Here is a 24,077-nt window from a genome sequence, read left to right as displayed (position 1 = left end):
GACCCCACATGAGCACCCCTGCAGCAGGACCGGTTCGGCAGGCCACCGGCATCGACGGAACGAACATCGTCTATCGCGTCACCGGTGACCCGGCGGCGAGACCGCTGGTTCTGCTGCACGGGTGGGCGCAGAGTTCGTCGTGTTGGGGCGACGGGCTGCTGGCCGATCTTTCGTCGCGCTACCGCGTCGTCGCCGTCGACCTGCGTGGCCACGGTTACTCCGATGCCCCCGAGGCCGGATACGACGACTCGAAGATCTGGGCCGGGGACGTGGCCGCGGTGCTGGACGCCGAGAACATCACGGCGGGCGCAGTGCTGCTGGGGTGGTCGTACGGCGGGCTGGTGATCTGCGATTATCTCGCGACTCACGGCTCGGACGCGATCGCGGGCATCGTGCTCGTGGGCGCGATCACGAGTATCGGCAGAGGCGAGGCAGGCGGACGGGTGGGCACGGCCATGCGGGCGGCGATCCCCGGGGCGATGGCGGAAGAACCGCGTATCGCGATCAAGGCGCTGGGTAGTTTCGGTAACGCGTTGACGGGCCCTGTCGAGGGAAAGGGCACCGAGGCGCAGGCCCTGTTCGGGCTGACCCTGTCCACCCGGCCGAGGGTTCGCGCCGCGTTGTTCGATCGCACCGTCGGCCACGACGAGCTGCTGCGCAACCTCGATGTCCCCGCCTTCGTGCTGCACGGAACCGACGACACCGTCGTCGATGTCTCGGCCGGTCGGCACGCCGCGGACCTCATTCCCGGAGCCGGCGCGTCGTACTGGGACGGCGTCGACCACGGCCCGTTCGTCGCCGATCCCGAGCGCTTTCTCGGCGAGGTGAGCGAATTCGTCGACGGTCTGGACGGGTGAGCAAAAGCGCAGGCCGTGCGAAGCGGAAGACGTGGCGACGTAATGTGGAGGCGTGCACGCTGAAGAAGTGACTGGACGCCGGCTGAACAGGGTCGCTGTGTTGTCCTTGCATACCTCCCCGCTGGCGCAGCCCGGAACGGGCGATGCCGGGGGAATGAACGTCTACGTACTGCAGAGCGCCAAGCAGTTGGCCGAACGCGGCGTCGAGGTCGAGATATTCACCCGCGCGACGTCGTCGAGCGACGCGCCGGTCGTCGAGGCCGCTCCCGGGGTGCTGGTACGCAACATCGTCGCGGGGCCGTTCGAGGGTCTGGACAAACACGACCTGCCCACTCAACTGTGTGCGTTCGCGGCCGGGGTCCTCCGTGAGGAAGCTCGGCACGAGCCCGGCTACTACGACCTGGTTCATTCGCACTACTGGCTGTCGGGTCAGGTGGGGTGGTTGGCGCGTGACCGCTGGGGAGTGCCGTTGGTGCACACGGCGCACACCCTCGCCGCCGTCAAGAACGCGTCCCTGGCTCAGGGCGATGCACCCGAGCCCGCGGCCCGTCAGATCGGTGAGCAGCAGGTGGTCGCCGAGGCCGATCGATTGATCGCCAACACCACCGAGGAAGCGAAATCGCTCGTCGAGATCTACGGGGCTCGGCAGGAGTCGATCGACGTGGTTGCCCCGGGAGCCGATCTGGCGCAATACAATCCGGGAGACAAGCGGGCCGCACGCGCCGCACTCGGACTCTCGCAGGACGAGGCCGTCGTCGCGTTCGTCGGGCGGATCCAACCGCTCAAGGCCCCCGATGTTCTGGTCGCAGCGGCTGCCGAAGTGCTGCAACGACATCCGAGCATGCCGCTGCGGATCCTGATCGTCGGCGGGCCGTCCGGCAGCGGGTTGGACCGACCCGACAGTCTGATCGATCTGGCCGATACGCTCGGGATCACCCCGCACGTCACCTTCATGCCGCCGCAGCCGTCCGCTCGCCTGGCGCAGGTGTACCGAGCCGCCGATCTCGTGGCGGTGCCGAGCTACAACGAATCGTTCGGTCTGGTGGCGATCGAAGCCCAGGCCTGTGGAACACCGGTTCTCGCAGCAGATGTCGGCGGGCTCGGTGTCGCGGTGCGATCCGGTGAAACCGGGCGACTGGTGCAGGGACACCGCATCACGGACTGGGCCGACGGATTGGCGTCGATGCTCGTCGATCGAGCGGCGTTGTCCGAGATGGCAATTGCCGCACCCCTCCATGCGCGAAACTTCTCGTGGGAACACACCGCGGACGGCCTGATCGAGAGCTACCGGCAGGCCCGATTCCACTTCGATCGAGGCGAGGCACCGAGTGAATTCTCGCCGCGTCGAGTCCGAGGATTGTCGAAATTGCGCAGATCGGGAGCAGTGACTGCATGAGCGAAACCGCCGAACTGATCGACCGGGTCCTGAAGGACCGCGAACTGGACTACACGCGGCGCGGCGAGGTGTTCACCGTCGAACTGCCCGGGGAACGCAAACTGAAGACGACGACGATGTTGACCGTCGGACACCACGGGGTGCGCATCGAGGCGTTCGTCTGCCGCAAGCCCGACGAGAACTTCGAGGGCGTCTACAAATACCTGCTGCGTCGCAACCGTCGGCTGTACGGAGTGCATTACACGATCGACAAGGTCGGTGACATCTACCTGGTGGGCCGAATGTCGTTGCGCGCCGTCGACGGTGACGAACTCGATCGGATCTTCGGTCAGACCCTCGAGGCCGCCGACGGCGACTTCAATGTGTTGCTCGAGCTGGGTTTCGCGGAGTCGATCAAGCGCGAATGGGCCTGGCGTGTGTCACGCGGTGAATCGCTCGCGAATCTGAAGGCGTTCGAGCACCTGGTGGCCAGTGGCAGCAGCGACGAGCCGGAACATCCGTAACTCGCCGGAAACGGCTGGGTATTGCCCTCGGTAACGTCCGGTTCCTAGCCTGAGGTCATGACCAGGCCCGAGGACACTCGCCCGCCGCTGCTGCAGATGTTCGGTTACGGCATGCAGCACATCCTGTCCATGTTCGGCGGTGTCATCGCCGTCCCGATCATCGTGGGCGGAGCAGCGGGACTGTCCGGGGCCGATCAAGCGCTGCTCATCTCGTGCGCGCTGTTCGTCAGTGGCGTCGCGACCGTGCTGCAGACCGTCGGAGTTCCGTTCTTCGGCTCGCAACTGCCGCTGGTGCAAGGCATCTCGTTCGCATCGGTGTCGACGGTGCTGACCATCATCGGCAGCGCGGAGGACGGTAGAACCGGGCTCCGCACGGTCCTCGGGGCCGTCCTGGTGGCCGCGCTGATCGGCTTGGCCATCGCCCCGTTCTTCTCGAAGATCGTCCGCTTCTTCCCACCCCTGGTGACCGGAAGCATCATCACCGTCATCGGGCTGTCGCTGATGCCGGTCGCCGCACGCTGGATCAGCGGCCAGGAGATGGTGGGCGGTGCGCCGAACCCCGAGTACCTGGACCCCGGCAACATCGGACTGGCGATGTTCACCCTGCTCGCGGTGCTGGTGATGACCAAGATCAAGGTGCTCTCGCGCCTGTCCATCCTGCTCGGGCTCGTCGTCGGGACGATCGCAGCACTGATCGTGGGCAAGACGGACTTCGGCGGCGTCGGGGACGCCGCGGTGGTCGAGGTACCCACCCCGTTCGCCTTCGGCTCGCCGATCTTCGCCGTCGGCGCGATCGTGTCGATGACGATCGTGATCCTGGTGGTGATGGTGGAGACCACGGCCGACATCCTGGCCGTGGGAGAGGTCGTCGGAACCGACGTCGACTCCCGACGTGTCGGCGACGGTTTGCGCGCAGACATGGTCTCCTCGGCCGTCGCCCCCATCTTCAACACGTTTCCGGCCACGGCGTTCGCACAGAACGTGGGACTGGTCGCGATGACCGGCATCAAGAGCCGCTTCGTCGTCGCCCTGGGCGGCGGCGTGCTTGCGCTGCTGGGTCTTTCGCCGGTTCTCGCGGCGGTCGTCGGCGTCGTTCCGTTGCCCGTGCTCGGCGGCGCCGGAATCGCCTTGTTCGGAACCGTCGCCGCCAGTGGAATCCGCACCCTCGGCAAGGTGAACTACGACAACAACGCCAACGTCGTCATCGTGGCGGTGACCTTGGCTTTCGGTCTCATTCCTGTTGTTGCGAGCGACTTCTGGGACGAGTTCCCGGACTGGTTCGTCACGGTGTTCCATTCCGGAATCAGTGCCGCAAGCATTGTCGCAGTGGTGCTCAACGTATTCTTCAACGTATTCAAGCCCGGTACGCCGTCGAATCCATCGGTGGTCGCCGCGGGCCCGGCAGTGATGGTGCGCGAGGACGAAGCACGGGTACTCGGCGAAGGCGGAACCTTGCCCGGCAAGGTCGCGCCCGAGTCCGATACCTGAGTGAAATCCTGCGCACCCAGGTTCGCGCGAGTACCGTCCCGAAACAGACGAAACACACATCGATATTGGAGGACATCTTGTCATTCGTTACCCGCACGAGTACTCGGAAGGCAGCACTCGGCGGCGTCGCGTCGCTCGGTGCCATCGCCCTGATCGCAGGCTGTGGATCCGCACCCGAGAACGAAGGATCGGGCGGGGGCGGCTCGGGTGACTTCCTGCCCTGCATGGTCTCCGACAGCGGCGGATTCGACGACAAGTCGTTCAACCAGCTCGGATTCGAGGGACTCACCGAGGCTGCAGGCGAGCTCGGCGTCGAGCCGCGCACCGTCGAGTCCACGTCGCCCACCGACTACGCCCCCAACATCAACAACCTCGTCGATCAGGGCTGCAACCTGATCGTCACCGTCGGATTCGACCTGGCCGACGCCACCAAGGTCGCGGCCGAGGCGAACACCGACATCGATTTCGCGATTATCGACGACTCCTCGATCGATCTGCCGAACGTCAAGCCGCTGACCTACGACGCGTCGCAGTCGGCATTCCTGGCCGGTTACGCCGCCGCCAGCTACAGCAAGACCGGAGTCGTCGGCACCTTCGGCGGCTCGCAGCTGCCGACCGTCACCATCTTCATGGACGGTTTCGCCGACGGTGTGAACTACTTCAACGAGCAGAAGGGCAAGGCAGTCCGCGTCATCGGCTGGGACGTGCCTTCCCAGAACGGCTCGTTCACCGGTGGATTCACCGCCAACGAGGTCGCCAAGAACACCGCCCAGGGCCTGATCGACCAGAACGCCGACGTCATCTTCCCGGTCGGTGGACCCATCTATCAGAGTGCGGCGCAGGCCATTCGGGACTCCTCTCGTCCGGTCGCGCTGATCGGTGCGGATGCCGACGTCTTCGAGTCGGACCCGTCGGTCGGCGACCTGCTGCTCACCTCGGTGACCAAGGGCCTCAAGACCAGTGTCGACGAGGTAGTGGCCAACTCCGGTGCAGACAAGTTCGACAACAGCCCGTACGTGGGCACCCTCGAGAACGACGGCGTCGGCATCGCGCCGTTCCACGACTTCGAGTCCCAGGTCGACCCCGCGCTGCAGGGCGAACTGGACACGATCAAGGCCGGCATCGTCGACGGGTCCATCACCGTCGAATCGCCGTCGGCACCCAAGTAGCCTCGGTCGTAAAGGGATATGAAGCTCGAACTTCGCGGTATAACCAAACGATTCGGCTCGTTGATCGCCAACGATCACATCGATCTGACGGTCGAATCCGGCGAGATCCACTGCCTCCTCGGTGAGAACGGTGCTGGCAAGTCCACGTTGATGAACGTGCTGAGCGGCCTGTACCGCGCCGAGGAGGGCCAGATCCTGCTCGACGACGTCGAGCAGAACTTCGCCGGACCGGGCGAGGCGATGACTGCAGGAATCGGCATGGTGCATCAGCACTTCATGCTGATTCCGGTGTTCACCGTGGCCGAGAACATCGTGCTCGGCAACGAAACCACCTCGCTCGGTGGACGACTCGACCTCGTGGCAGCACGAAAGCTGGTACGAGAGATATCCGCGAGGTTCGGCTTCGACCTCGACCCCGATGCTCTCGTCGACGATCTCCCCGTCGGCGTTCAGCAGCGGGTCGAGATCGTCAAGGCGCTCTCTCGAGAAGCCAAGGTGCTCGTGTTCGACGAGCCGACGGCCGTGCTGACGCCGCAGGAAACCGACGATCTGATGCGGATCATGCGGGAACTTGCGGCGTCGGGCACCACCATCGTGTTCATCACCCACAAGCTCCGTGAAGTACGCGAAGTAGCAGACAAGATCACCGTCATCCGGCTCGGCAAGGTCGTCGGCGAAGCGAAGCCGACGGCAGGCAACACCGAACTCGCCGCGTTGATGGTGGGACGTGATGTGCAGCTGACAGTTTCGAAGGAACCGGCCGAGCCGGGTGCTGCCGCATTGGTCGTCGAGAACCTGTCGGTGTTCGACGCCCAGGGCAACAAGACCGTCGACGACATCAGTCTCGAGGTCGCCGCGGGAGAAATCCTCGCCATCGCCGGCGTGCAGGGCAACGGGCAGACCGAATTCGTCGAGGCGCTACTCGGTTTGCAGGAGAACGTATCCGGAAAGATCGCCCTCGACGGCCGCTCGCTCGTCGGGGCGACAGTTCAGCAGGTGCTCGACGCCGGCGTGGGGTTCGTGCCCGAGGACCGGACCGTCGACGGCCTGGTGGGGGAGTTCTCGATTGCCGAGAACCTGATGCTCGACCGCTCCATCAGCGAGCCGTTCGTGCGGCGCGGAGCGGTACAGCGGGAGTATCTCGACACGTTCGCGTCGGAGAAACTGACCGAATTCGACGTGCGGGCACCGGGAATCGGAACCGCTGTCGGACGCCTGTCCGGTGGTAACCAGCAGAAGGTGGTACTCGCACGCGAACTGAGCCGCGATCTGCGACTGTTCGTCGCCGCGCAGCCCACTCGCGGAATCGACGTGGGATCCATCGAATTCGTACACAAGCGCATCGTCGCCACCCGGGATTCGGGGATCCCGGTCATCGTGGTGTCGAGCGAACTGGACGAGGTCGCCGCACTGGCCGACCGCATAGCCGTCATGTATCGAGGAGCAATCGTGGGAATCGTCCCCGGGGATACGTCCCGCGAAACACTCGGATTGATGATGGGCGGCGAGCGCGGTGAGTGAGACCGAGCAGCCGTCGAAAGCTCATGTCGTACTTCGGCAGATCTTCACCGGCAGTGCGATCATCTCGGTTCTCGCGGTCCTGCTTGCGCTGATCGTCGGTGCCGTCCTCATTGCCGCGACCAACTCCGGCGTCCAGGAATCGGCAGGCTACTTCTTCTCCCGTCCGTCGGACATGCTGACGGCGATCTGGGATTCGGTGTCCGGCGCGTATTTGTCGCTGTTCCAGGGGTCGGTGTACAACTTCCGTCGTCCCGGGTTCGAGAACGGCATCCGGCCGTTGACCGAGACGTTGACATTCGCGACACCGCTCATCGTCGCCGGACTCGGTGTGGCCCTTGCCTTTCGAGTCGGTATGTTCAACATCGGTGGTCGTGGCCAGATGCTGATCGCCGCCGCATGCGCGGGCTGGGTCGGTTTCGGGGTGAGCCTGCCCGCCGGCATCCATCTGCTGGTGGCCGTTGTCGCAGGCGTTGTCGGCGGCGCGGTCTGGGGCGGCATCGCCGGATTCCTCAAGGCCCGCACGGGTGCTCACGAGGTGATCGTCACGATCATGCTCAATTACGTTGCGTTCTATCTCATCTCGTACCTGCTGCGTACTCCCGGTGCGCTGCAGGCTCCGGGATCGAACAATCCCAAGACGGCCCCCATCGAATCGACGGCCGTGTTCCCGAAGCTGTTCGGCGACAAGTACAACCTGCATCTCGGGTTCGTGCTAGTGATCCTCGTGACGGTCGCGGTGTGGTGGCTGCTCGAACGATCGAGCCTCGGATTCCGGTTCCGTGCCGTCGGTGAGAACCCGCACGCGTCACGCGTCGCCGGCATGAACGTCAACCGTATCTACCTCTACGCGATGATCCTGTCCGGAGCTCTCGTCGGCCTGGCCGGTGTAGCTCAGGTGCTCGGTACGGTCACCACCGGTTTCAGTGCCGACATCGACGCCGGTATCGGATTCGACGCCATCACCGTGGCCCTGCTCGGGCGATCCAAACCGTGGGGCGTCTTCTTCGCGGGAATCCTGTTCGGCGCGTTCAAGGCCGGCGGGTTCGCCATGCAGGCGGCCGAGGGCGTACCCATCGACATCGTGCTCGTCGTGCAGTCGGTGATCGTGCTGTTCATCGCCGCACCGCCGTTGGTGCGAGCGGTGTTCCGATTGCCCAAACCCGGTGAAGAGAAACTCGCCAAAGCCGAGACCGCGAAGGTGGGTGCACTGTGACCACCTCCGTCGACTCACCCGCAGAGACGGTCCTCGGTCGTAGTTGGAAGGTGCCCACGATCCTCGGGGTCGTGACACTGCTGGCGTTGGTGCTGTTCGTGGTCCGAAAAGGCTCGGGCACCAGTACATTCGCGCTGGCCTCCGAAGACGACTTCTTCGCACTGCCCGCCGTCGGCGTACCGTCGTACGGTGCCGGCCTGGTCGTGGTCGTATTGCTGGCCGTCATCACCGGCTACGCGGCCCTGTTGGCGTCGCGTTACCGGTCGACGCCGCTGTGGCTGCTCGCCGTGTTCGCAGTGCTGTTCGTGTTCGGATTTCTCGCGTGGGCCGCGGACGGGGAGACGATCCCCGTACCCGGATTGCTCATCGGCGCAGTCGCTTTGAGCACACCGCTGATCTTCGGTGCGATGGGCGGAGTGATCTCCGAGCGTGTCGGCGTCATCAACATCGCCATCGAGGGGCAGCTGCTGGCAGGGGCTTTCGTCAGCGCCGTCGTCGCGTCGATCACCGGTTCGACCTACGTGGCGCTGCTCGCAGCTCTGGTCGCCGGCGCACTGACCGCGTCGCTGCTGGCGGTGTTCTCGATTCGCTACTTCGTCAATCAAGTCATCGTCGGTGTGGTGCTCAACGTGCTTGTCGTCGGACTGACGAGCTTCCTGTACTCGGTGGTGCTCACCAAGAACGCCGAGACGCTGAATTCGCCACCGCGCTTCGCGCGCATCGACATTCCGGTGCTCTCGCAGATTCCGATCCTCGGTCCGGTGCTGTTTCGACAGACACTGATCGTCTATTTGATGTACATCGCCGTGGCCCTGGTGTTCTTCGGTCTGTTCCACACCAAGTGGGGTCTGCGACTACGTGCCGTCGGTGAGCATCCGCAAGCCGCCGACACCGTCGGAATCAACGTGGCCCGAACGCGGTTCTGGAACGTCTGCCTCGCCGGTGCCATCGCCGGGCTCGGCGGTGCGTATTTCACGCTCGGGTCCGTCGGAGCCTTCGGCAAGGAGATGACCGCAGGTGCCGGCTACATCGCACTCGCCGCGGTCATCTTCGGCCGATGGGATCCGGTGCGTGCACCCTGGCCGCATTGCTGTTCGGCTTCGCGTCGAATCTGCAGAACGTACTGGGCATCATCGGGTCCCCGGTGCCGAGCGAGTTCATGCTGATGCTGCCGTACGTGGTCACCATTTTCGCCGTCGCCGGCCTGGTGGGCCACGTGCGAGGACCGGCCGCAGCGGGCAAACCGTACGCGTCCAGGAGTTGACGGTTTCGCCATCTGACTCAGCGGTAGGGTCGCTGTCCGATGTGACCGCTTTCACTGTAAGGTTCGATCATTGTTGCCGCAGTTTTTCGAAGGAGAGCCATGAGCTTCCGCAGTCCCTTTCCCGACGTCGAGATCCCGAATCTGAGCGTCTACGACTTCCTGTTCGGGTCCATCGCCGAGTCCGATCTGGACAAGCCTGCGCTCATCGACGGCACGTCGGGTGACGTCACCACCTACAAGAGCCTGATCGGCCAGGTCGACGCGATCGCCGGGGCGCTCGCTGCCCGTGGGCTCGAGGTCGGCGACGTCGTCGGACTGCATTCGCCGAACGTCCCCGCATTCGCGTCGGTGCTGCACGGCATTCTGCGTGCCGGCGGAACTGCGACGACGATCAATGCGCTGTACACCGCCGAGGACATCGCCAAGCAGCTCACCGGCTCGGGCGCGAAGTTCCTGTTCACCGTCTCCCCGCTGTACCCGCAGGCCAAGGCCGCCGCGGACAAGGTGGGCATCGACGCCGATCACGTCATCGTGCTCGACGGCGCCGAGGGCCACCCGAGCCTGCGCGACCTGCTCACCCAGGGCGCACCTGCTCCCGAGGTCTCGTTCGATCCGGCCACGCACGTTGCCGTGCTGCCGTACTCGTCCGGCACGACGGGTGTGCCCAAGGGCGTCATCCTCACGCACCGCAACCTCGTCGCCAACGTGGCCCAGATGGAACCGCGCGTGGGCATCGACAGCAACGACGCGATCCTGGCGCTGCTGCCGTTCTTCCATATCTACGGCCTGACGGTGCTGCTCAACATCGCCCTCAAGCTGCGCGCGCACCTGGTGACGATGCCGAAGTTCGACCTCGTCGAGTTCCTTCGCATCATCCAGGACCAGAAGCTGACCTACCTGTTCATCGCCCCGCCGGTGGCCGTCGCGCTCGCCAAGCACCCGATGATCGATCAGTACGACCTCTCGAGCGTGCACACCATCTTCTCCGGCGCGGCCCCGTTGGACGAGGAGCTCGGCAAGGCCGTCGCCAAGCGCTTGAACACGCGGGTGCGTCAGGGCTACGGCATGAGCGAGCTCAGCCCGGTCAGCCACGCGATCCCGTTCGATCGCGACGACATGCCGCTCAGCTCGGTGGGCCAGCCACTGGCCAACACCGAGAACAAGCTCGTCGACCCGGGCACGCTCGAGGAAATCGAGCTGCCCACAGAGGGATTGAGCAAGCCGGGCGAGCTGTGGGTCAAGGGACCGAACGTGATGGCGGGATACCTGAACAATCCCTCCGCCACCGCGGAGACCCTCGACTCCGACGGTTACCTGCACACCGGCGACATCGCCGTCGCCGACAACGAGGGCGTCGTCTACATCGTCGACCGCCTCAAGGAACTGATCAAGTACAAGGGCTACCAGGTGCCCCCGGCGGAGCTCGAGGCGCTGCTGCTCACGCACGAGGAAATCGCCGACGCGGCCGTCATCGGTGTGCTCGACGACGAGGGCGAGGAAATCCCCAAGGCGTTCGTCGTCCGCCAGCAGGGTGCCACGATCGACGAAGAGGGCATCATCGCGTTCGTCGCCGAGCGCGTCTCCCCGCACAAGAAGGTTCGACGCGTCGAGTTCATCGACATCGTGCCGAAGTCTGCGGCCGGCAAGATTCTTCGTAAGGATCTGCGGGCAGCGGAGGCTGGAAAGTAAAACTCCGTTCCACGACAACACCCCGTCTCACACTCAGTGGGGCGGGGTGTTGTGTGGTGGCGCAGACGTTTCGATAGTGCACACCCATTTTTCCGACCGCGCGACCCTCCTCGGGCGCAAACATGGGCGCTCAGTCGGTAGCAGGGGTGTGAGGTTGTCGTGGAACCGCGCTCGAATCAGCCGGGTGCACTCATCGCCGGGCATCGGGTGAGGCGGTTGTATTCGTCCAGGGTGGTCAGTGGGGGACGGTCGACGAGAGACAACGGTGCCACGCTCATCGAGAGCTGAGTTCCGGTGGTGGAGAACGTGGTGAACCCGGCTCCGGAATCGCTCAGGCCCAGGCGCGAGAACATCGTGGCGATGATCTGCCGACTCATGACAGCCAACTCCGACGTCGGCCGATTTCGATGCCGTCGGGTTCCCAGTCCGACCTGGCCGATCGCGCCGATACCCAACCGGTCGCACGTATCGAGCAGTACACCGATCTCGACTCCATAGCCGGGGGCGAACGGAAGTGCTTCCAGGAGGCGACGAGTCGCGGCGTATTCCCCGCCCAACGGTTGGAAGACGCCGGCGAGTTCGGGCCGAAGCGCCGTCAGCAGAGGACGTACCGTCAGCTGCGTGACGCGGCCGCCGCCGTCCTCGTCGGTGGTGTCACCGATCGTCAGCGGTCGACGGTAGAAGCCTTTGACCAACTCGACGTCGTCGGACATGACCAGTGGACCGACGAGGGAGGGAACGAAGTGCGAACCGGGATCGACCAGATCGGAGTCGACGAACACCACGAGGTCGCCCGAGGTGGCGGCCACTCCGCGCCACAGCGCTTCACCCTTGCCGCGAACCACGGGTGTGCCGGGTAGGGCGTCCTCCCTGGAGACGACGGTGGCACCGGCGCAGCGGGCCCGCGCCGCGGTGCGGTCGGTCGACCCCGAATCCAGCACCACCAGCTCGTCGATCAGGCTGCCCAGATGGGGAGTCATCGAGGCGATGACGCCGGCGACGGTCTCTTCCTCGTCGAGAGCGGGCAGCACGACCGAGACGGTCCGGCCACGTTTGGCCCGGATGATGTCTGCCAGTGGCCACGGAGAGCGGGCCCAGGTGGCAGCCAGAGCCGGAGTGCCCGCAACGTCGGTTCGGTTCATCGCTTTTCCTTCGTCATCGCTCGAGGAGTGCACGGCTCAGGACGGGCCGGTCGGCAGCCCCAACGACGGTGCGATCACCGACCACGAATCGTGCAGATCCTGTTGCCAGTAGGCCCAGGAATGGGTCCCGTTGGGTCGGAAGTTGTAGGTGGCCTCGATGTTCAACTCCTGCAACCGTTTCCGCATCTGTTGCGAGCACACATCTGTCGTTGCTTCGATCACTGCGCCGACGGCGAGTTGTTGGGCGAGCTTGCCGTAATCGCTGCCGATACCGGGGCCGCCCGGCACGTCGAACGCACCGGGCGCTCCCGTTCCGGACGAGATGTAGACGGCCATGCCGCGCAGCCCCTCGGCATTGACGTAGGGGTCGTTGGCAATCCAGTCGGCGCTGCCCTGTGGTCCCCACATGTTGGCGGTCGACCCACCGCCGCGGGCCTCGACGACGGACCTGACGTACATGGCACCCACCGGGTCGCTGGTGCGTGCGCATCCACTGAACGCGGCGACGGATCGATACACCGGGGGATGGGCGATGGCCAACTGCAGAACGGACGTGCCTGCCATCGAGATCCCGGCGACCGCATTGGCCCCGTTGCCGTCGAGCAGAGCATCCATCACCGGAGGAAGTTCGCGACCGAGGAAGGTGGACCACATGTTTCGGCCCAGTACCGGATCGTCGTGCAACCAGTCGGTGTAATAGCTCGCAGCGCCGCCCCGCGGAACCACCACATTGACGTTCTTGTCTCCGAAGAAGCCGGCGATGTCGGTCTGGTCGAACCAGCTGCTTCCCCCGTCACCGCCCGCCGCCCCGTTGAGTAGATAGAGCGTGGGTGAACCGGGCTGCGCCGACCGAAATACGTCGAGCTGGATATCGCGGTCCATGGCTGCCGAATGCACCCACACGATGTCTCGTCGGTCGGCGACTCCCTCGACGCCGACCACCGACGAGACGGTGTCGGCGGAAGCCGACCCCGTCGTGATCGATAGGAGAACGACGACGGTAGCGAGCACACTCAGCGCCGACAAGGTCGCCTGACCGAGGCGAAATCGACTGGGCATCAACGGTTCCTGACATTGTGGGAGCCACGCACGACAAATCTCCGGCGAGCGCGATGTGCCTTTGGACGGTAATGCGGATCACTGGTGTCGACAACAATGTTGACGATCCTTCAGTTCTGACACAGATATCCCGCGAATCGTTGTCAATTTTCCAAAATGCTCGTCGACGGGGTTTCTCGGCCTCTGCCCGGGTGATGCACTGACCCCTCCGACGCACCTCGCCGCGTCGAATCGCTCTGTCTCCTTCGAAAGGTTGTGTCGTGGTCGCATTCGGACTCATCGACGAGTGGAAGCCCGCTCCAGGACCGCTCACCACGTGGTCACCCACCGTCGCCTCACGAGCTGCTGCCGCGGCTGCGCCCGTTCACCCGGCACCGCCCTCGCACATCCAGCAGGCGTATCTCGAAGCCGCCTACCGCAACCGGGGATCGTCGTTCCGATTCTCGCGGCTGTGCCTGGTGACGTTCAAGATCGAAGGCGCACTGGACCGCACCGCGATGGGACGAGCTTTCAACACGTTCGTCACCCGACACGATTCGTTCCGTAGCTGGTTCTCGACGACGGCCGAGGGTTCGACGCGCCACCTTGTCGACGTCGCCGACATCGCGCTCGAAGCGACCGATTTCGGAACGCCTGCGGACTCCGAGGCCATTCGGCGTCACGTGCAGGACAGCACGCCCGGTCCAGAGAGCTGGGACTGCTTCTCGTTCGGAACGATCGAACACGACGATCACTTCGTGGTGTACGCGGCGGTCGATCACCTCGACACCGACGGCATCTCGCAGGCCCTGACCTACAACGAACTGCGCCAGCTCTATCGCAACGCGGTGACGGGGGAGTCCGACGGCCTGTTCACCCCGGGCAGCTACCTCGAGTACTGCCAGCGCGAACGTCTCGAGAGCGACGCGACGACTCTCGAGAGCCCTGCGGTTCGGACGTGGATCGACTTGGTCACCGACAACGGGGGCGATCTGCCGACGTTCCCACTTCCGTTGGGACGCAGCAGCGCCGACTACACCCGGACCTCGCACAGTTCGTTCCCGTTGTTCGATGGTGCCACCGCGCAGGCAGTCGACGAGGCGTGTGCAGCCGTGGGAGTCAAGTTCATCGGCGGAATCTTCGCCGCCGCAGCTCTGGCGGAGTACGAGCTCGCCGGCCGGGGCAGCTACCTCGGTCTTACGCCCAAGAGCACTCGGGCGACTCCGGGCGAATTCGCGTCGATCGGGTGGTATTCGAGCCTGATTCCTGTGCAATTCGACCTCGGTGAGCAGCCGACGTTCCGTACCCTCGCAGTGCTCGCACAGGCGGCATTCGACTCGGGAAAGTTGCTGGCGAACACCTCGTACCACCGGGTGCTCGAGCTGGCCTTGCCGGAACACGGAATCACGACGCAGCCGGGATGGACCGCGCCGATGATCTCGTACGTCGACGTTCGCAAGTTGCCGGGCGAAGCCGAATTGGATGCGGCGGGAGCGGGTCTGTACGGCAACCGCGGCAGTTCCGAGGAAGTCTTCATGTGGATCAACCGCTTCGAGGACCACACCGGCGTCGAGTTCCTGTACCCGGGCACCGACGAGGCCGATCGTTCGATCGACCTGTACTTCTCCAAGATTTCCGAAATCTACGCCGCCGTGGTCGACAAGGGCGACTACATCCCACAGCCACCCGAGGCTCACGTGTTGGCCCACGAGCTTCCGGACGTCAGCAGGGTATGACGCTCCCTCGCCGCGGGTCGTGGCTGACGCTGGGTGCCTGCCTGCTGGCCGTCACGATGCAGATGATCGACGTCACCGCCGTCACCGTGGCGTTGCCGACGATCGCGCGTGACCTCGACGCGTCGGGCACCCAGCAGGTCTGGATCCCGACGGCGTATCTGCTCGCCTTCGCCTGCGCGCTGCTCACGATGGCGCGCGCAGGCGAGGTGTTCGGGCGCAGAACGGTATTCGTCACCGGCACTGCACTGTTCGCCGTGACGTCGGTGCTCTGCGCGTATGCGCCCACCGTCGAACTGCTCGTCCTCGCTCGCGTGCTGCAGGGGCTCGCGGGAGCGGCGATGTCGGCCCAGACGGTGGCGATCGTGACAGCGGCCTACTCCGGCACCCGGCGCACCACCGCGTTCGCGCTGTACGGTGGCACCGCGGGGCTGGCCGGACTCGCCGGGCCGTCCATCGGCGCAGCGCTGCTGCACCTCGACATCCTCGAAACCGGTTGGCGAGCACTGTTTCTGATCAACGTCCCGATCGCGGCGGCGGCGATCGTTCTCGGCCGTAGGTTCGTGGCACCGGGTACCGAGCAGGTCCCGGCCGGACACGGCGGGCGGTTCGACCCGGTCGGCGCCGTCCTGTGGTCGATCGCGGCCCTGCTGATCGTCTGTCCCGTCATGATCAGCTCGAGTGTCGCCGCAGCGTTGCCCGCGGTTGCGCTCGGTCTGACGACACTGGCCGGGTTCGCGATGTGGGAGCGTCGTCGACGTGCTGCAGGAGCACACGTCATGGTGAACATCGGCGTCTTCGGTGAGCGAGGATTCTCCGTGGGATGCGCCGTATCGGCTCTCGTGTACGGGACCTTCACCGGGTTCGTTCTGACGATGTCGGTGACACTGCAATCCGGATTGGGTGAGAGCGCGTCGACGGTGGGAGCGATCACTGTTCCCTTCGCTCTCGGGGCGGTGCTCGCTTCGGTGGCCGCGCCGATCTCGTTCCACCACTGGGATTCTCGCGTCGTTGCGGCCGGCGCGGCTGCCATGGGACTGGCTCTGCTCGTTCTCGGCGTCACCACCGAATATCTGGACCGTGCCGGCTTTCCCTGGTGGGCGGTCGTGCCGCTCGGGGTACTGGGAGCGGGTCTCGGGTCGGTGATCGCGCCGTTGCAGAGCACCATCGTCGCGGGGGTAGCCCCGCACGCTATCGGCTCGGCCTCGGGAATTCTGCCGACCGTCCAACAAGTGGGATCGGCTGTGGGAACCGCGGTGACCGGGGCCCTGTACTTCGGTCTGCTTCCTGCGGAGCCGGTTGCCGCGGACTATCTGGCGTCTCAGCGGACGGTGTTGTTCGGGCTGGCCGCGACCATGGTGGTGGCCACCGCAGTCGCGGCCGCGCTGCCCCGCGGCGTCGTCGAACGCAGCTCGTCGATGGTCTCCCAGGGTGTGCCGTGAATATTCTTAAGTGATTGTCCCGCAACAGTATCCGACAATGTCTCACCCGGACCAGGAGTTCGGGCCGATCGAAATCGAGAAGAGTTACACCATGTTTCGCACCCTCGTGACCTCGACACTCGTCGTCGGGTTGATGTCGCTGTTGTTCGTATCTGCTCCCCATGCGTCGGCCGCGCCCGGTGATCCGGCCCCGGTACCCGGCACGTTGTATGCGGCGGCTGCGGACCTGAACGGGAAGAACAACGGCGATGTCGTTGCCAGTCGGCGGTTTTCGAGCCCCCTGTATCCCGGTGCCGACATCTGGCAGCTCCAGTACCGGTCGTCCGATTCCCGAGGCGACGCCATCGCCGCAGTGACAACCGTTCTGGCACCGACGAACCGCGCACCCGGTGGGCCTCTACTGTCGTATCAGCCGTTCGTCAACGCGCTCGGGTTGCAGTGCGCACCGTCGGAGTCCCTGTTCGGTGCCGACCCGACGACCGGTGTGCAGGAACGCGAATTCCTCAACCTCGCGCTGATGCGTGGATGGACCGTGACGGTACCGGACCACCTCGGGCCGAAAAGTGCGTACGGCGCAGCCAAGTTGGGCGGACAGATCACGCTCGACGGCGTCCGCGCCGCACAGCGCGTGCCGGAACTCGGTTTGGCAGCGAGCCCGGTAGGCATGGCCGGTTACTCCGGCGGCGGTATGGCGACGGCGTGGGCCGCGGCGCTCGCTCCCAGCTATGCACCCGAGCTGAACATCGTGGGTGCCGCAGCCGGAGGTGTGCCTGCGGATCTGGACAACATCGCTCGCGCCTTGGGTTTTCAGCCCCATCAGGCATTCGGTCTCGCGTTCGCGGCCGCCCTCGGACTCGAACGTGAATACCCGGATCGTTTGCCGATCACCGCGCAGCTCAATCCCACCGGTCTGGCGTTGAAGGATCAGGTGTCGAATGCGTGCACGCCGGTGATCCTTGCGACCGGAGCCTTCAAGAGCGCGCTGGCGGTCTCGACCACTACGTCGTTGGTGGACAGCCCCGAGGCGCAGCAGATCATCGACGAGAACAGTCTGGTCAAGTACGCGGGTGTGCCGACGGCACCCACACTGCTGTGGGGAAGCGACAACGATCCGCTCATTCCGATCGGTGCGTTGCGTGACACTGCTGCTCGGTACTGCGCGCGTGGTGCCACCTTGCAGTTCGACGTCGTCCATGCACCGCAGCACATCCAGGCGGCGTTCGAGGGTCTTCCCGCGGCACTGACATTCCTGGACAACAGGTTCCGGGGTGCCGCGCCGCCGACGAACTGCCTCCGATGAGACGACTGGCAGCCGTCGTCGCTGCTGTGACGACGGCTCTGGTCGCGGCTTCCGCGCCCGGATATGCAGCGGAGCTTCCGGTCCTGGCACCGCAGGCGCTCGGCGACTTCTCGGTGCAGACTCGGTACTTCGACGTCGCAGTGGGGCCCGAACACGATCAGCACTGCACCGTCGTCGGAGATGTGTACGTTCCTGTCGGGCTGGGACCGGACCACCGAGCTCCAGCCATTCTGACCAGCAACGGTTTCGGCGGATCCAAGGACGACCAGGCCGGTGCCGCGGCCAGATTCGCCACTCACGGCTACGTGGTTCTGACGTACTCGGCTCTGGGTTTCGGCGGCTCGACATGCAAGATCTACTTCGCCGATCCCGATTACGACGGCATGGCCGCATCGGCTCTGATCGGCTATCTCGCCGGTGAGAGCGGCGGGGTGTTCACCGATCCCGCACGGACGGTGGCCGCCCCGGCACTGGATGTCGTTCGCCTCGACGCACCGGGTGACCCGCGCGTCGGCTACCTCGGCGGTTCCTACGCCGGCGCAACGGGATTGGCGACGGCATCGGTCGATCCACGATTGGACACCGTCGCGTCGATGATCACCTGGAACGATCTGGCGCGGTCGTTGGCACCGGACGGGGCCGGCCGCAGATCCGTCGGGCCGGTCAAGAGCGTGTTCGGTTCGGCATTTCTGGCCGCCGGTGCCGTTCTGACCGGACCGGGCGGATACGCCGTGGATCCGGCACGGGCACAGCGGTGCCCGAACTACGCCCAGTGGGTGTGCGACGCCGCGTCCGCCTTCACGGCCAATCGCGAACCCGACCTGGGAACTCTGGCGGCGATGCGTCATGTCTCGCCCGTCGACTATCTCGATCGAGTCGATGTGCCGGTGTTGCTCACGCAGGGGCAGAAGGATTCGCTGTTCAGTCTCGACGAGGCTGCAGCCACATTCGAGGCCCTGCGGGCGCGGGGAGTGGAAACGTCCATGGTCTGGCACTCGTGGGGACACAACGATCGCAAGGGTTATCCGGGTGAGTTCGACATCAAGGCCCCCGACCCGTTCACTCAGCACGAAGCGGCACTGGTGGGCAATTGGCTCGACCGACACCTCAAGGATCGTGACGTCGACCCAGGACCGGCTTTCACCTACTTCCGGGACTGGGTGCCCTATACCGGTGTCGCGTCGCCGGCCTACGTCGAATCCGAGACATTTCCCGTCGGTGCTCGCCGCACGTTCCGTTTGTCGAATGGATCACTGGCGGAGGGGGATTCGTCGAATGAACTGTGGACCCAGACGATTCGGGGTGCAGGTGCGCCGATACCCACCACGTTCGGACTGCCGAATCTCGCGGCCGAGTTGCCCGTGCCGCGGGTCTCGCTACCCGACTCTGCCGCGAACTGGACGACGCCGCCACTGACCGAACCCATCGACGTCGTCGGCGCACCGGAACTGTCGATCGGTCCCACGGTGTCCGGTCCCGCGACCGTCTTCGTCACCGTGCTCGACGTAGCACCCGACGGTGCGCGAAGCCCGATTCACGGACTTCTCGCACCCGCCGTACTCACCGGATCCGTTGAACCGGTGACCATCTCGCTACCCAGCATCGTCCATCGATTCGACCGCGGTCATCGCGTCGCCGTCGAGATCACCGCGTCGGATCCGTCCTTCGCAGGTGGGCCGGGCCCAGCGGACGTCACCGTGTCCTCGACGGATCCGATCAACCAGCTTTCTCTTCCCGTAGTCCCGTGATCTTCGATTTTGCTCACCCGAAGGGCTCGCTGTGATCCGAAAATTCTTTACCCTGGGGTCCATCCTGGTGGCGCTCTGTGCGTCCCTGTTCGCAGTGGGCACAACAGCTTCGGCGGCTCCCGCGCCGACGGCCCCGGATCCGGACGTCTTCTACGCGGCACCGGCCGACATCGCCGATCACGCGCCGGGTGACATCCTGGCCAGCCGACGGGCCGACGCCTGGATGTACCCCAACACCGACATCTGGCAACTCAAGTATCGGTCCACCAACTCCGCAGGTGCACCCGTCGCCGCGGTGACGACCGTGCTGATGCCGCGAGGCAAGGGCGCGGGAACCCCACTGGTGTCCTATCAAGCCGTCATCAATGCCCTGGGCGTCAAATGTGCACCGTCGCATGGTCTTTTTACATACGAGATCGGTGAAGCGCCGAGCCTGTACGTCGGTATGGTCGCCCGCGGTTGGGCGGTGGCGGTGCCGGATTACCTCGGCCCGACCGGAGCCTACGGAGCCGCGGAGTACGAAGGTCGTTTGACGCTCGACGGTGTGCGGGCCGTGCAGAACTTCGAGCAGTTGCCGCTGAAGGACAGTCCCGTTGCACTGTTGGGTTACTCGGGAGGCGCACTGGCGACCTCGTGGGCCGGTGCCATGGCACCCGCATACGCGCCGGAGCTGAACATCGTGGCCAGCGTGCACGGTGGAACTCCGGCGGACCTGGGATTGATCGCACAGAACCTGGGTTACAGCGCGATTCCCCACCCCGCCTTCGGAATGGCACTCGCGGCATCACTCGGACTCGAACGTGAATACCCGACGGAATTCCCCGTCTCGGAGAACCTGAATGCAGCGGGCCTGGCCCTGCGAGATCGCGTGAGCAACGAATGCAGGCGCCCCATCATCATCGGCGGAGCGTTCAAGAGCGCAAGAGATCTGTCGAACGTCGACATCGCGTCCCTGCCCTCTGCGCAGGCGGTACTGAAGAAGAACAGTCTCGTCGACTACGACGGCGTCCCCACGGCCCCGGTATACATCTGGCATGGAATCAACGACTTCATCACCCCCTACGCGCCGGTGAAGGAGACGGTCGACCGCTACTGCGCAGCCGGGGCAACCGTTCAGTTCCGGGCTTACCCATTGGCGGAGCACTTCAGTGGATCGCTGGTCGGATTGCCCGAGGCCTACGCGTACGTGGACGCACGATTCCGAGGTGAGCCGGCACCGTCGAACTGCGGCTGATGTCCGCTGGGTGGTGACCTCACACCGCATTTGTCGACTGCGCGCCCTTGCTCCTGAGCGAGCGGGGGCGCGCAGTCGGTAGTAAGGGTGTGAGGTTGCCGGGGAACCGAGTCGGGGCTCGCCGCGTCCAACCAGTTGTGAGAGCAACGGGGCGCTGGGTAACGGGTGTGGTCGGACTGATGATGCTGGTCGCCGGATGTGGTGAGTCGACGCCGAGTGCACCGAATGCTGCGTTGCCGACGTCGACCAGCGCTGCGCCGATCGCCACCGAGCCCTGGGATCCATGCACCATCCCGGACAATGCCGTCGAGGTTGCGGGATTGGATGTGGAAAGCAAAAGCTCGAACTTGTTCGGAGACGCCCCGCTGTCCAACGACTGGAAGACGTGTATCTGGACAGACCCTGACCCTGGATCGTGGTACTTCCTGGGCGCGTTCTCGGGCTTCCACTCGCTGGACGATCTGGAGGCGAACGACCGCTTCAATCAATTCTCGAAGGTCGACGGTCTCGGCGGATACCAATTCCTCCGCGCCGATCGCCCCGCCGGACGAAGTTGTGGCATGGCATTCGAGGTGGAGAAGGGTCTGGTGTATTTCGTCCTCGACACAATGGGTTCCGAAGACCCGCAGGGTGACCCGTGCGTGGAGATCATGCGGATCGCAGGCTCTCTGCGTTCGTCGCTGCCTCCGGCAACAAATTGACGGATGGGGGATCTGGTGGGGACTAACGTCAATAGTCTTGCAGTGTCGATGCAGCAGTGGCGCAACCTGTCCGAGCAGGCGGCCGCGGGGGCGCTCGAGATTCCGGAGGGCGTGGCGTTCCAGTGCGACCAGGCGTGCGCCGAATATCTCAGACACCTGAATGGCATGTTGCAGAAGACGGAGTTTCTCGTCGATATCGACGCATTCGGCACGCTTCCTTCAGCTCGACAGCTGGGTCGCAAGTTCAAGCGACTGGCCGATGGTGAGGAACGGTCGGCGGCTGTTGCGATCAGGCAACACATCGAGGTCATCGAATTGATGCGCTCGGTGTTTCGTCGCTATTTCGTCGACACCGAAGAGGTTGATCAGAGCGTGGGAGCTCGGGTCGGCGAGATCGGGGCGGCGCTGGGGGAGTAGTCCCGCAACCTCACACCCTTTCTCCGGACCTCGCACCCCCGCTATGCGCGGAACCCCGGCGTGCGGTCGCCCAAAAGGGTGGGAGGTTCCGTGCATTGCCAACGCCATACCGTCGACCCTGCCCGAAATGTCCGTAAAGGCAACTACGGCAACGCAATCACGACAACATTCGCGAATCGGATGCCTTACTCTGCCTTCGTGAATCTTTCCACGGCCCGGCTGGTACAGATGCGTCCGCGCGATCCGAACGAACCGCATCGCGCGGCGAGTCCACTCGAATTGTTCTTCGACCTCGTGTTCGTCGTGGCCGTCAGTATCGCGGCGGTGCAACTCCATCACGCGCTCACCGAGAACCATGTCGCCGACGGCCTGCTCAGTTACGCGCTCGTGTTCTTCGCGATCTGGTGGGCGTGGATGAACTTCACGTGGTTCGCCACCTCCTTCGATACCGACGACTGGCTCTATCGAACGCTGACCGTCGTACAGATGGCCGGCGTGCTGGTGCTCGCCGCCGGAGTCGAATCGGCGTTCGTGGACAAGGATTTTGCGGTCGTAGTGCTCGGCTACGTCGTGATGCGCGTGGCGATGGTGACGCAATGGGTTCGAGCGTCTCGGACCGGTGACTACAAGAAGACCGCACTGACATACGCGACAGGCATTGCGGGCGTTCAAGTTCTGTGGATTCTCTGGCTGGTGCTGTTCGACGGCACAGCCGCCGTCGTCTTGTTCTTCGTGTTGGCAGCCGCGGAAATGGCGGTTCCACTGATCGCCGAACGCAGCGGGTCGACGCCATGGCACCCGCACCACATCACCGAACGCTACGGGCTGTTCACGCTGATACTGCTCGGCGAGAGTCTGCTCGCATCGGCCAACGCCATCATCGAAGCGCTGCACGACGAGACGGCGCTGGCACCCTTGATCTCGATTTCCGTCCTCACCCTCGTCGTCACCGCGAGTCTGTGGTGGATCTACTTCTGGCCGCCGCACCACCGGGCCATCGGAAAGTTCGGCAACTCGCTGATCTACGGCTACACGCACTACTTCATCTTCGCCGCGGCGGGCGCGTTCTCGGCCGGCATCGAGGTCGAGATCGATGTGCTCACCGAACACAGCAAGCTCGGCGACGTCGCCGCGTCGTTCACCGTCACGGTTCCGATTGCGATATTCGTCCTCGGGGTCTGGCTGATCGCCATCCGCGCCCACGCGGATCGCGTCGTCAACATCGCAGTTCCGGTCGGTGCCGTGCTCGTGTTGTTCGACCCGATCATTCCCATCCCGATCACCCTCACCGCGGTCGTCATGATCGTCGTCGTCGGCGTGCTCGTCGCACGCGGGCCACGACCCCCCAGCGTTAGGTCGTTCCGCAGGCTCCACTCCCCAGCGTCCCGCATGAGAAACTGACCACATGAGTATCGGAACCCTGATTCTGCTTCGTCACGGCGAGAGCGAATGGAACGCGTCCAACCAGTTCACCGGCTGGGTCGACGTGCGACTGACCGAGAAGGGCGAGGCCGAGGGCAAGCGCGCCGGCCAGCTCCTCGCCGAGGCGGGCGTACTGCCCGACCTGCTGTACACCTCGCTGCTGCGCCGCGCGATCAGCACCGCGAACCTCGCGCTCGACGCGGCCGAGCGGCACTGGATCCCCGTCGTGCGAGATTGGCGTCTGAACGAGCGGCACTACGGCGCACTGCAGGGCTTGAACAAGGCCGAGACCAAGGACAAGTACGGCAACGAGCAGTTCATGCTGTGGCGTCGTAGCTACGACACCCCGCCACCCGCCATCGAGGTCGGCAGCGAATTCAGCCAGGATGCCGATCCCCGTTACGCCGACCTGGACAGCGTTCCGCTGACCGAATGCCTCGCCGACGTCGTCGAACGGCTCATCCCGTACTTCGAGGAGACGATCGTCGCCGATCTGAAGGCCGGCAAGAATGTGCTCGTCGCCGCACACGGCAACTCCCTGCGTGCACTCGTGAAGTACCTCGACGAGATCTCCGACGCGGACATCGCCGAACTGAACATCCCCACCGGCATCCCACTGCAGTACGACCTCACCGAGGTCGACGGCAAGCTGAAGCCGACCAATCCGGGTGGCACCTACCTGGATCCGGAAGCAGCGGCTGCGGGTGCGGCTGCCGTGGCAAACCAGGGCGGCAAGTAACTCCGCCACGCACAAACCGGCAGTTTGTCGAAACTGCAGGTGAACGAACGAAGAACACTGC

20 protein-coding genes are annotated in these 24,077 nt (G+C 64.8%); 18 read left to right on the top strand and 2 right to left on the bottom strand.

From position 1 onward, the window contains the following. The first annotated feature begins 8 nt into the window (after positions 1-8). The 9 genes from AB0O58_RS02115 to AB0O58_RS02075 all read left to right on the top strand — a co-directional run bounded on the left by AB0O58_RS02115 (position 9) and on the right by AB0O58_RS02075 (position 11,100). Positions 9-857 carry an alpha/beta hydrolase gene (locus AB0O58_RS02115; protein ID WP_201011084.1) on the top strand — a complete coding sequence of 283 codons (849 nt, stop codon included), beginning with the start codon at positions 9-11 and terminating at the stop codon, positions 855-857. Between the two features lie 67 nt (positions 858-924). Beyond that, positions 925-2,253 carry a D-inositol-3-phosphate glycosyltransferase gene (gene mshA / locus AB0O58_RS02110; RefSeq protein WP_032399590.1) on the top strand — a complete coding sequence of 443 codons (1,329 nt, stop codon included), beginning with the start codon at positions 925-927 and terminating at the stop codon, positions 2,251-2,253. Further along, on the top strand, positions 2,250-2,756 hold the full coding sequence (locus AB0O58_RS02105; protein ID WP_032365194.1) for a YbjN domain-containing protein: 507 nt from the start codon (positions 2,250-2,252) through the stop codon (positions 2,754-2,756). The genes mshA and AB0O58_RS02105 overlap by 4 nt, the downstream gene beginning before the upstream one ends. 57 nt (positions 2,757-2,813) lie before the next feature. Beyond that, positions 2,814-4,244 carry a nucleobase:cation symporter-2 family protein gene (locus tag AB0O58_RS02100; protein WP_366237785.1) on the top strand — a complete coding sequence of 477 codons (1,431 nt, stop codon included), beginning with the start codon at positions 2,814-2,816 and terminating at the stop codon, positions 4,242-4,244. A 77-nt stretch (positions 4,245-4,321) separates the two neighbouring features. After that, positions 4,322-5,413: a BMP family ABC transporter substrate-binding protein gene (locus AB0O58_RS02095; protein ID WP_230593384.1), complete on the top strand. Its 1,092-nt coding sequence runs from the start codon at positions 4,322-4,324 to the stop codon at positions 5,411-5,413. Between the two features lie 18 nt (positions 5,414-5,431). Next, positions 5,432-6,934 (top strand): ABC transporter ATP-binding protein, encoded by a 1,503-nt coding sequence (locus AB0O58_RS02090; protein WP_032372349.1) that lies wholly within the window; start codon positions 5,432-5,434, stop codon positions 6,932-6,934. Beyond that, entirely contained in the window at positions 6,927-8,147 is a 1,221-nt protein-coding gene (locus tag AB0O58_RS02085) for an ABC transporter permease (RefSeq protein ID WP_366237784.1), read from the top strand. Before AB0O58_RS02090 ends, AB0O58_RS02085 begins: the two co-directional genes overlap by 8 nt. After that, positions 8,144-9,313, top strand: coding sequence for an ABC transporter permease (locus AB0O58_RS02080; protein WP_366237783.1), 1,170 nt, complete (start codon positions 8,144-8,146; stop codon positions 9,311-9,313). Before AB0O58_RS02085 ends, AB0O58_RS02080 begins: the two co-directional genes overlap by 4 nt. 197 nt (positions 9,314-9,510) lie before the next feature. After that, complete coding sequence (locus tag AB0O58_RS02075) at positions 9,511-11,100, top strand: AMP-binding protein (RefSeq protein WP_032372350.1); 1,590 nt, start codon at positions 9,511-9,513, stop codon at positions 11,098-11,100. Positions 11,101-11,276: 176 nt separating this feature from the next. Here AB0O58_RS02075 and AB0O58_RS02070 read toward each other — a convergent pair whose 3' ends face one another. Both AB0O58_RS02070 and AB0O58_RS02065 read right to left on the bottom strand, forming a co-directional pair. Then, positions 11,277-12,242 carry a glucosyl-3-phosphoglycerate synthase gene (locus AB0O58_RS02070; protein ID WP_032365200.1) on the bottom strand — a complete coding sequence of 322 codons (966 nt, stop codon included), beginning with the start codon at positions 12,240-12,242 and terminating at the stop codon, positions 11,277-11,279. 36 nt (positions 12,243-12,278) lie between these two features. Continuing rightward, complete coding sequence (locus tag AB0O58_RS02065) at positions 12,279-13,301, bottom strand: alpha/beta hydrolase family protein (RefSeq protein ID WP_283541839.1); 1,023 nt, start codon at positions 13,299-13,301, stop codon at positions 12,279-12,281. Between the two features lie 260 nt (positions 13,302-13,561). Between AB0O58_RS02065 and AB0O58_RS02060 the strand changes: the two genes are divergently transcribed. From AB0O58_RS02060 to AB0O58_RS02020, 9 genes are all read left to right on the top strand, one after another. Further along, positions 13,562-15,016 (top strand): condensation domain-containing protein, encoded by a 1,455-nt coding sequence (locus AB0O58_RS02060; RefSeq protein ID WP_366237782.1) that lies wholly within the window; start codon positions 13,562-13,564, stop codon positions 15,014-15,016. Continuing rightward, on the top strand, positions 15,013-16,455 hold the full coding sequence (locus AB0O58_RS02055; RefSeq protein WP_283541841.1) for an MFS transporter: 1,443 nt from the start codon (positions 15,013-15,015) through the stop codon (positions 16,453-16,455). The genes AB0O58_RS02060 and AB0O58_RS02055 overlap by 4 nt, the downstream gene beginning before the upstream one ends. Positions 16,456-16,492: 37 nt before the next feature. Beyond that, entirely contained in the window at positions 16,493-17,755 is a 1,263-nt protein-coding gene (locus AB0O58_RS02050) for a lipase family protein (RefSeq protein WP_366237781.1), read from the top strand. Beyond that, positions 17,752-19,503, top strand: coding sequence for a CocE/NonD family hydrolase (locus AB0O58_RS02045; protein ID WP_366237780.1), 1,752 nt, complete (start codon positions 17,752-17,754; stop codon positions 19,501-19,503). The genes AB0O58_RS02050 and AB0O58_RS02045 overlap by 4 nt, the downstream gene beginning before the upstream one ends. A 94-nt stretch (positions 19,504-19,597) precedes the next feature. Next, entirely contained in the window at positions 19,598-20,737 is a 1,140-nt protein-coding gene (locus tag AB0O58_RS02040) for a lipase family protein (RefSeq protein WP_366237779.1), read from the top strand. Between the two features lie 167 nt (positions 20,738-20,904). Continuing rightward, entirely contained in the window at positions 20,905-21,438 is a 534-nt protein-coding gene (locus AB0O58_RS02035; protein ID WP_366237778.1) for a DUF3558 domain-containing protein, read from the top strand. Positions 21,439-21,486: 48 nt separating this feature from the next. Further along, positions 21,487-21,855, top strand: a complete 369-nt coding sequence (locus AB0O58_RS02030; protein WP_283348424.1) for a hypothetical protein — start codon at positions 21,487-21,489, stop codon at positions 21,853-21,855. 228 nt (positions 21,856-22,083) lie between these two features. Then, positions 22,084-23,256: a low temperature requirement protein A gene (locus AB0O58_RS02025; RefSeq protein ID WP_052062818.1), complete on the top strand. Its 1,173-nt coding sequence runs from the start codon at positions 22,084-22,086 to the stop codon at positions 23,254-23,256. 4 nt (positions 23,257-23,260) lie between these two features. After that, entirely contained in the window at positions 23,261-24,016 is a 756-nt protein-coding gene (locus AB0O58_RS02020) for a phosphoglyceromutase (protein ID WP_032365206.1), read from the top strand. Positions 24,017-24,077 lie beyond the last annotated feature (61 nt).

It is taken from the genome of Rhodococcus sp. NPDC080181 (assembly GCF_040702225.1).
Lineage (GTDB): Bacteria > Actinomycetota > Actinomycetes > Mycobacteriales > Mycobacteriaceae > Rhodococcoides > Rhodococcoides fascians.
The sequence above is the reverse complement of the archived record's forward strand: the minus strand, read 5'-3'. Positions and strand labels throughout refer to the sequence as shown.

Excerpts from the sequence above, each read along its gene's own strand:
- AB0O58_RS02100 (WP_366237785.1), top strand. The coding sequence starts at position 2,814 with ATGACCAGGCCCGAGGACACTCGCCCGCCGCTGCTGCAGATGTTCGGT.
- AB0O58_RS02115 (WP_201011084.1), top strand. The coding sequence starts at position 9 with ATGAGCACCCCTGCAGCAGGACCGGTTCGGCAGGCCACCGGCATCGAC.
- AB0O58_RS02065 (WP_283541839.1), bottom strand. The coding sequence starts at position 13,301 with ATGCCCAGTCGATTTCGCCTCGGTCAGGCGACCTTGTCGGCGCTGAGT.
- AB0O58_RS02105 (WP_032365194.1), top strand. The coding sequence starts at position 2,250 with ATGAGCGAAACCGCCGAACTGATCGACCGGGTCCTGAAGGACCGCGAA.
- AB0O58_RS02025 (WP_052062818.1), top strand. The coding sequence starts at position 22,084 with ATGCGTCCGCGCGATCCGAACGAACCGCATCGCGCGGCGAGTCCACTC.
- AB0O58_RS02020 (WP_032365206.1), top strand. The coding sequence starts at position 23,261 with ATGAGTATCGGAACCCTGATTCTGCTTCGTCACGGCGAGAGCGAATGG.
- AB0O58_RS02050 (WP_366237781.1), top strand. The coding sequence starts at position 16,493 with ATGTCTCACCCGGACCAGGAGTTCGGGCCGATCGAAATCGAGAAGAGT.
- AB0O58_RS02045 (WP_366237780.1), top strand. The coding sequence starts at position 17,752 with ATGAGACGACTGGCAGCCGTCGTCGCTGCTGTGACGACGGCTCTGGTC.
- AB0O58_RS02055 (WP_283541841.1), top strand. The coding sequence starts at position 15,013 with ATGACGCTCCCTCGCCGCGGGTCGTGGCTGACGCTGGGTGCCTGCCTG.
- AB0O58_RS02070 (WP_032365200.1), bottom strand. The coding sequence starts at position 12,242 with ATGAACCGAACCGACGTTGCGGGCACTCCGGCTCTGGCTGCCACCTGG.
- AB0O58_RS02075 (WP_032372350.1), top strand. The coding sequence starts at position 9,511 with ATGAGCTTCCGCAGTCCCTTTCCCGACGTCGAGATCCCGAATCTGAGC.
- AB0O58_RS02090 (WP_032372349.1), top strand. The coding sequence starts at position 5,432 with ATGAAGCTCGAACTTCGCGGTATAACCAAACGATTCGGCTCGTTGATC.
- AB0O58_RS02030 (WP_283348424.1), top strand. The coding sequence starts at position 21,487 with ATGCAGCAGTGGCGCAACCTGTCCGAGCAGGCGGCCGCGGGGGCGCTC.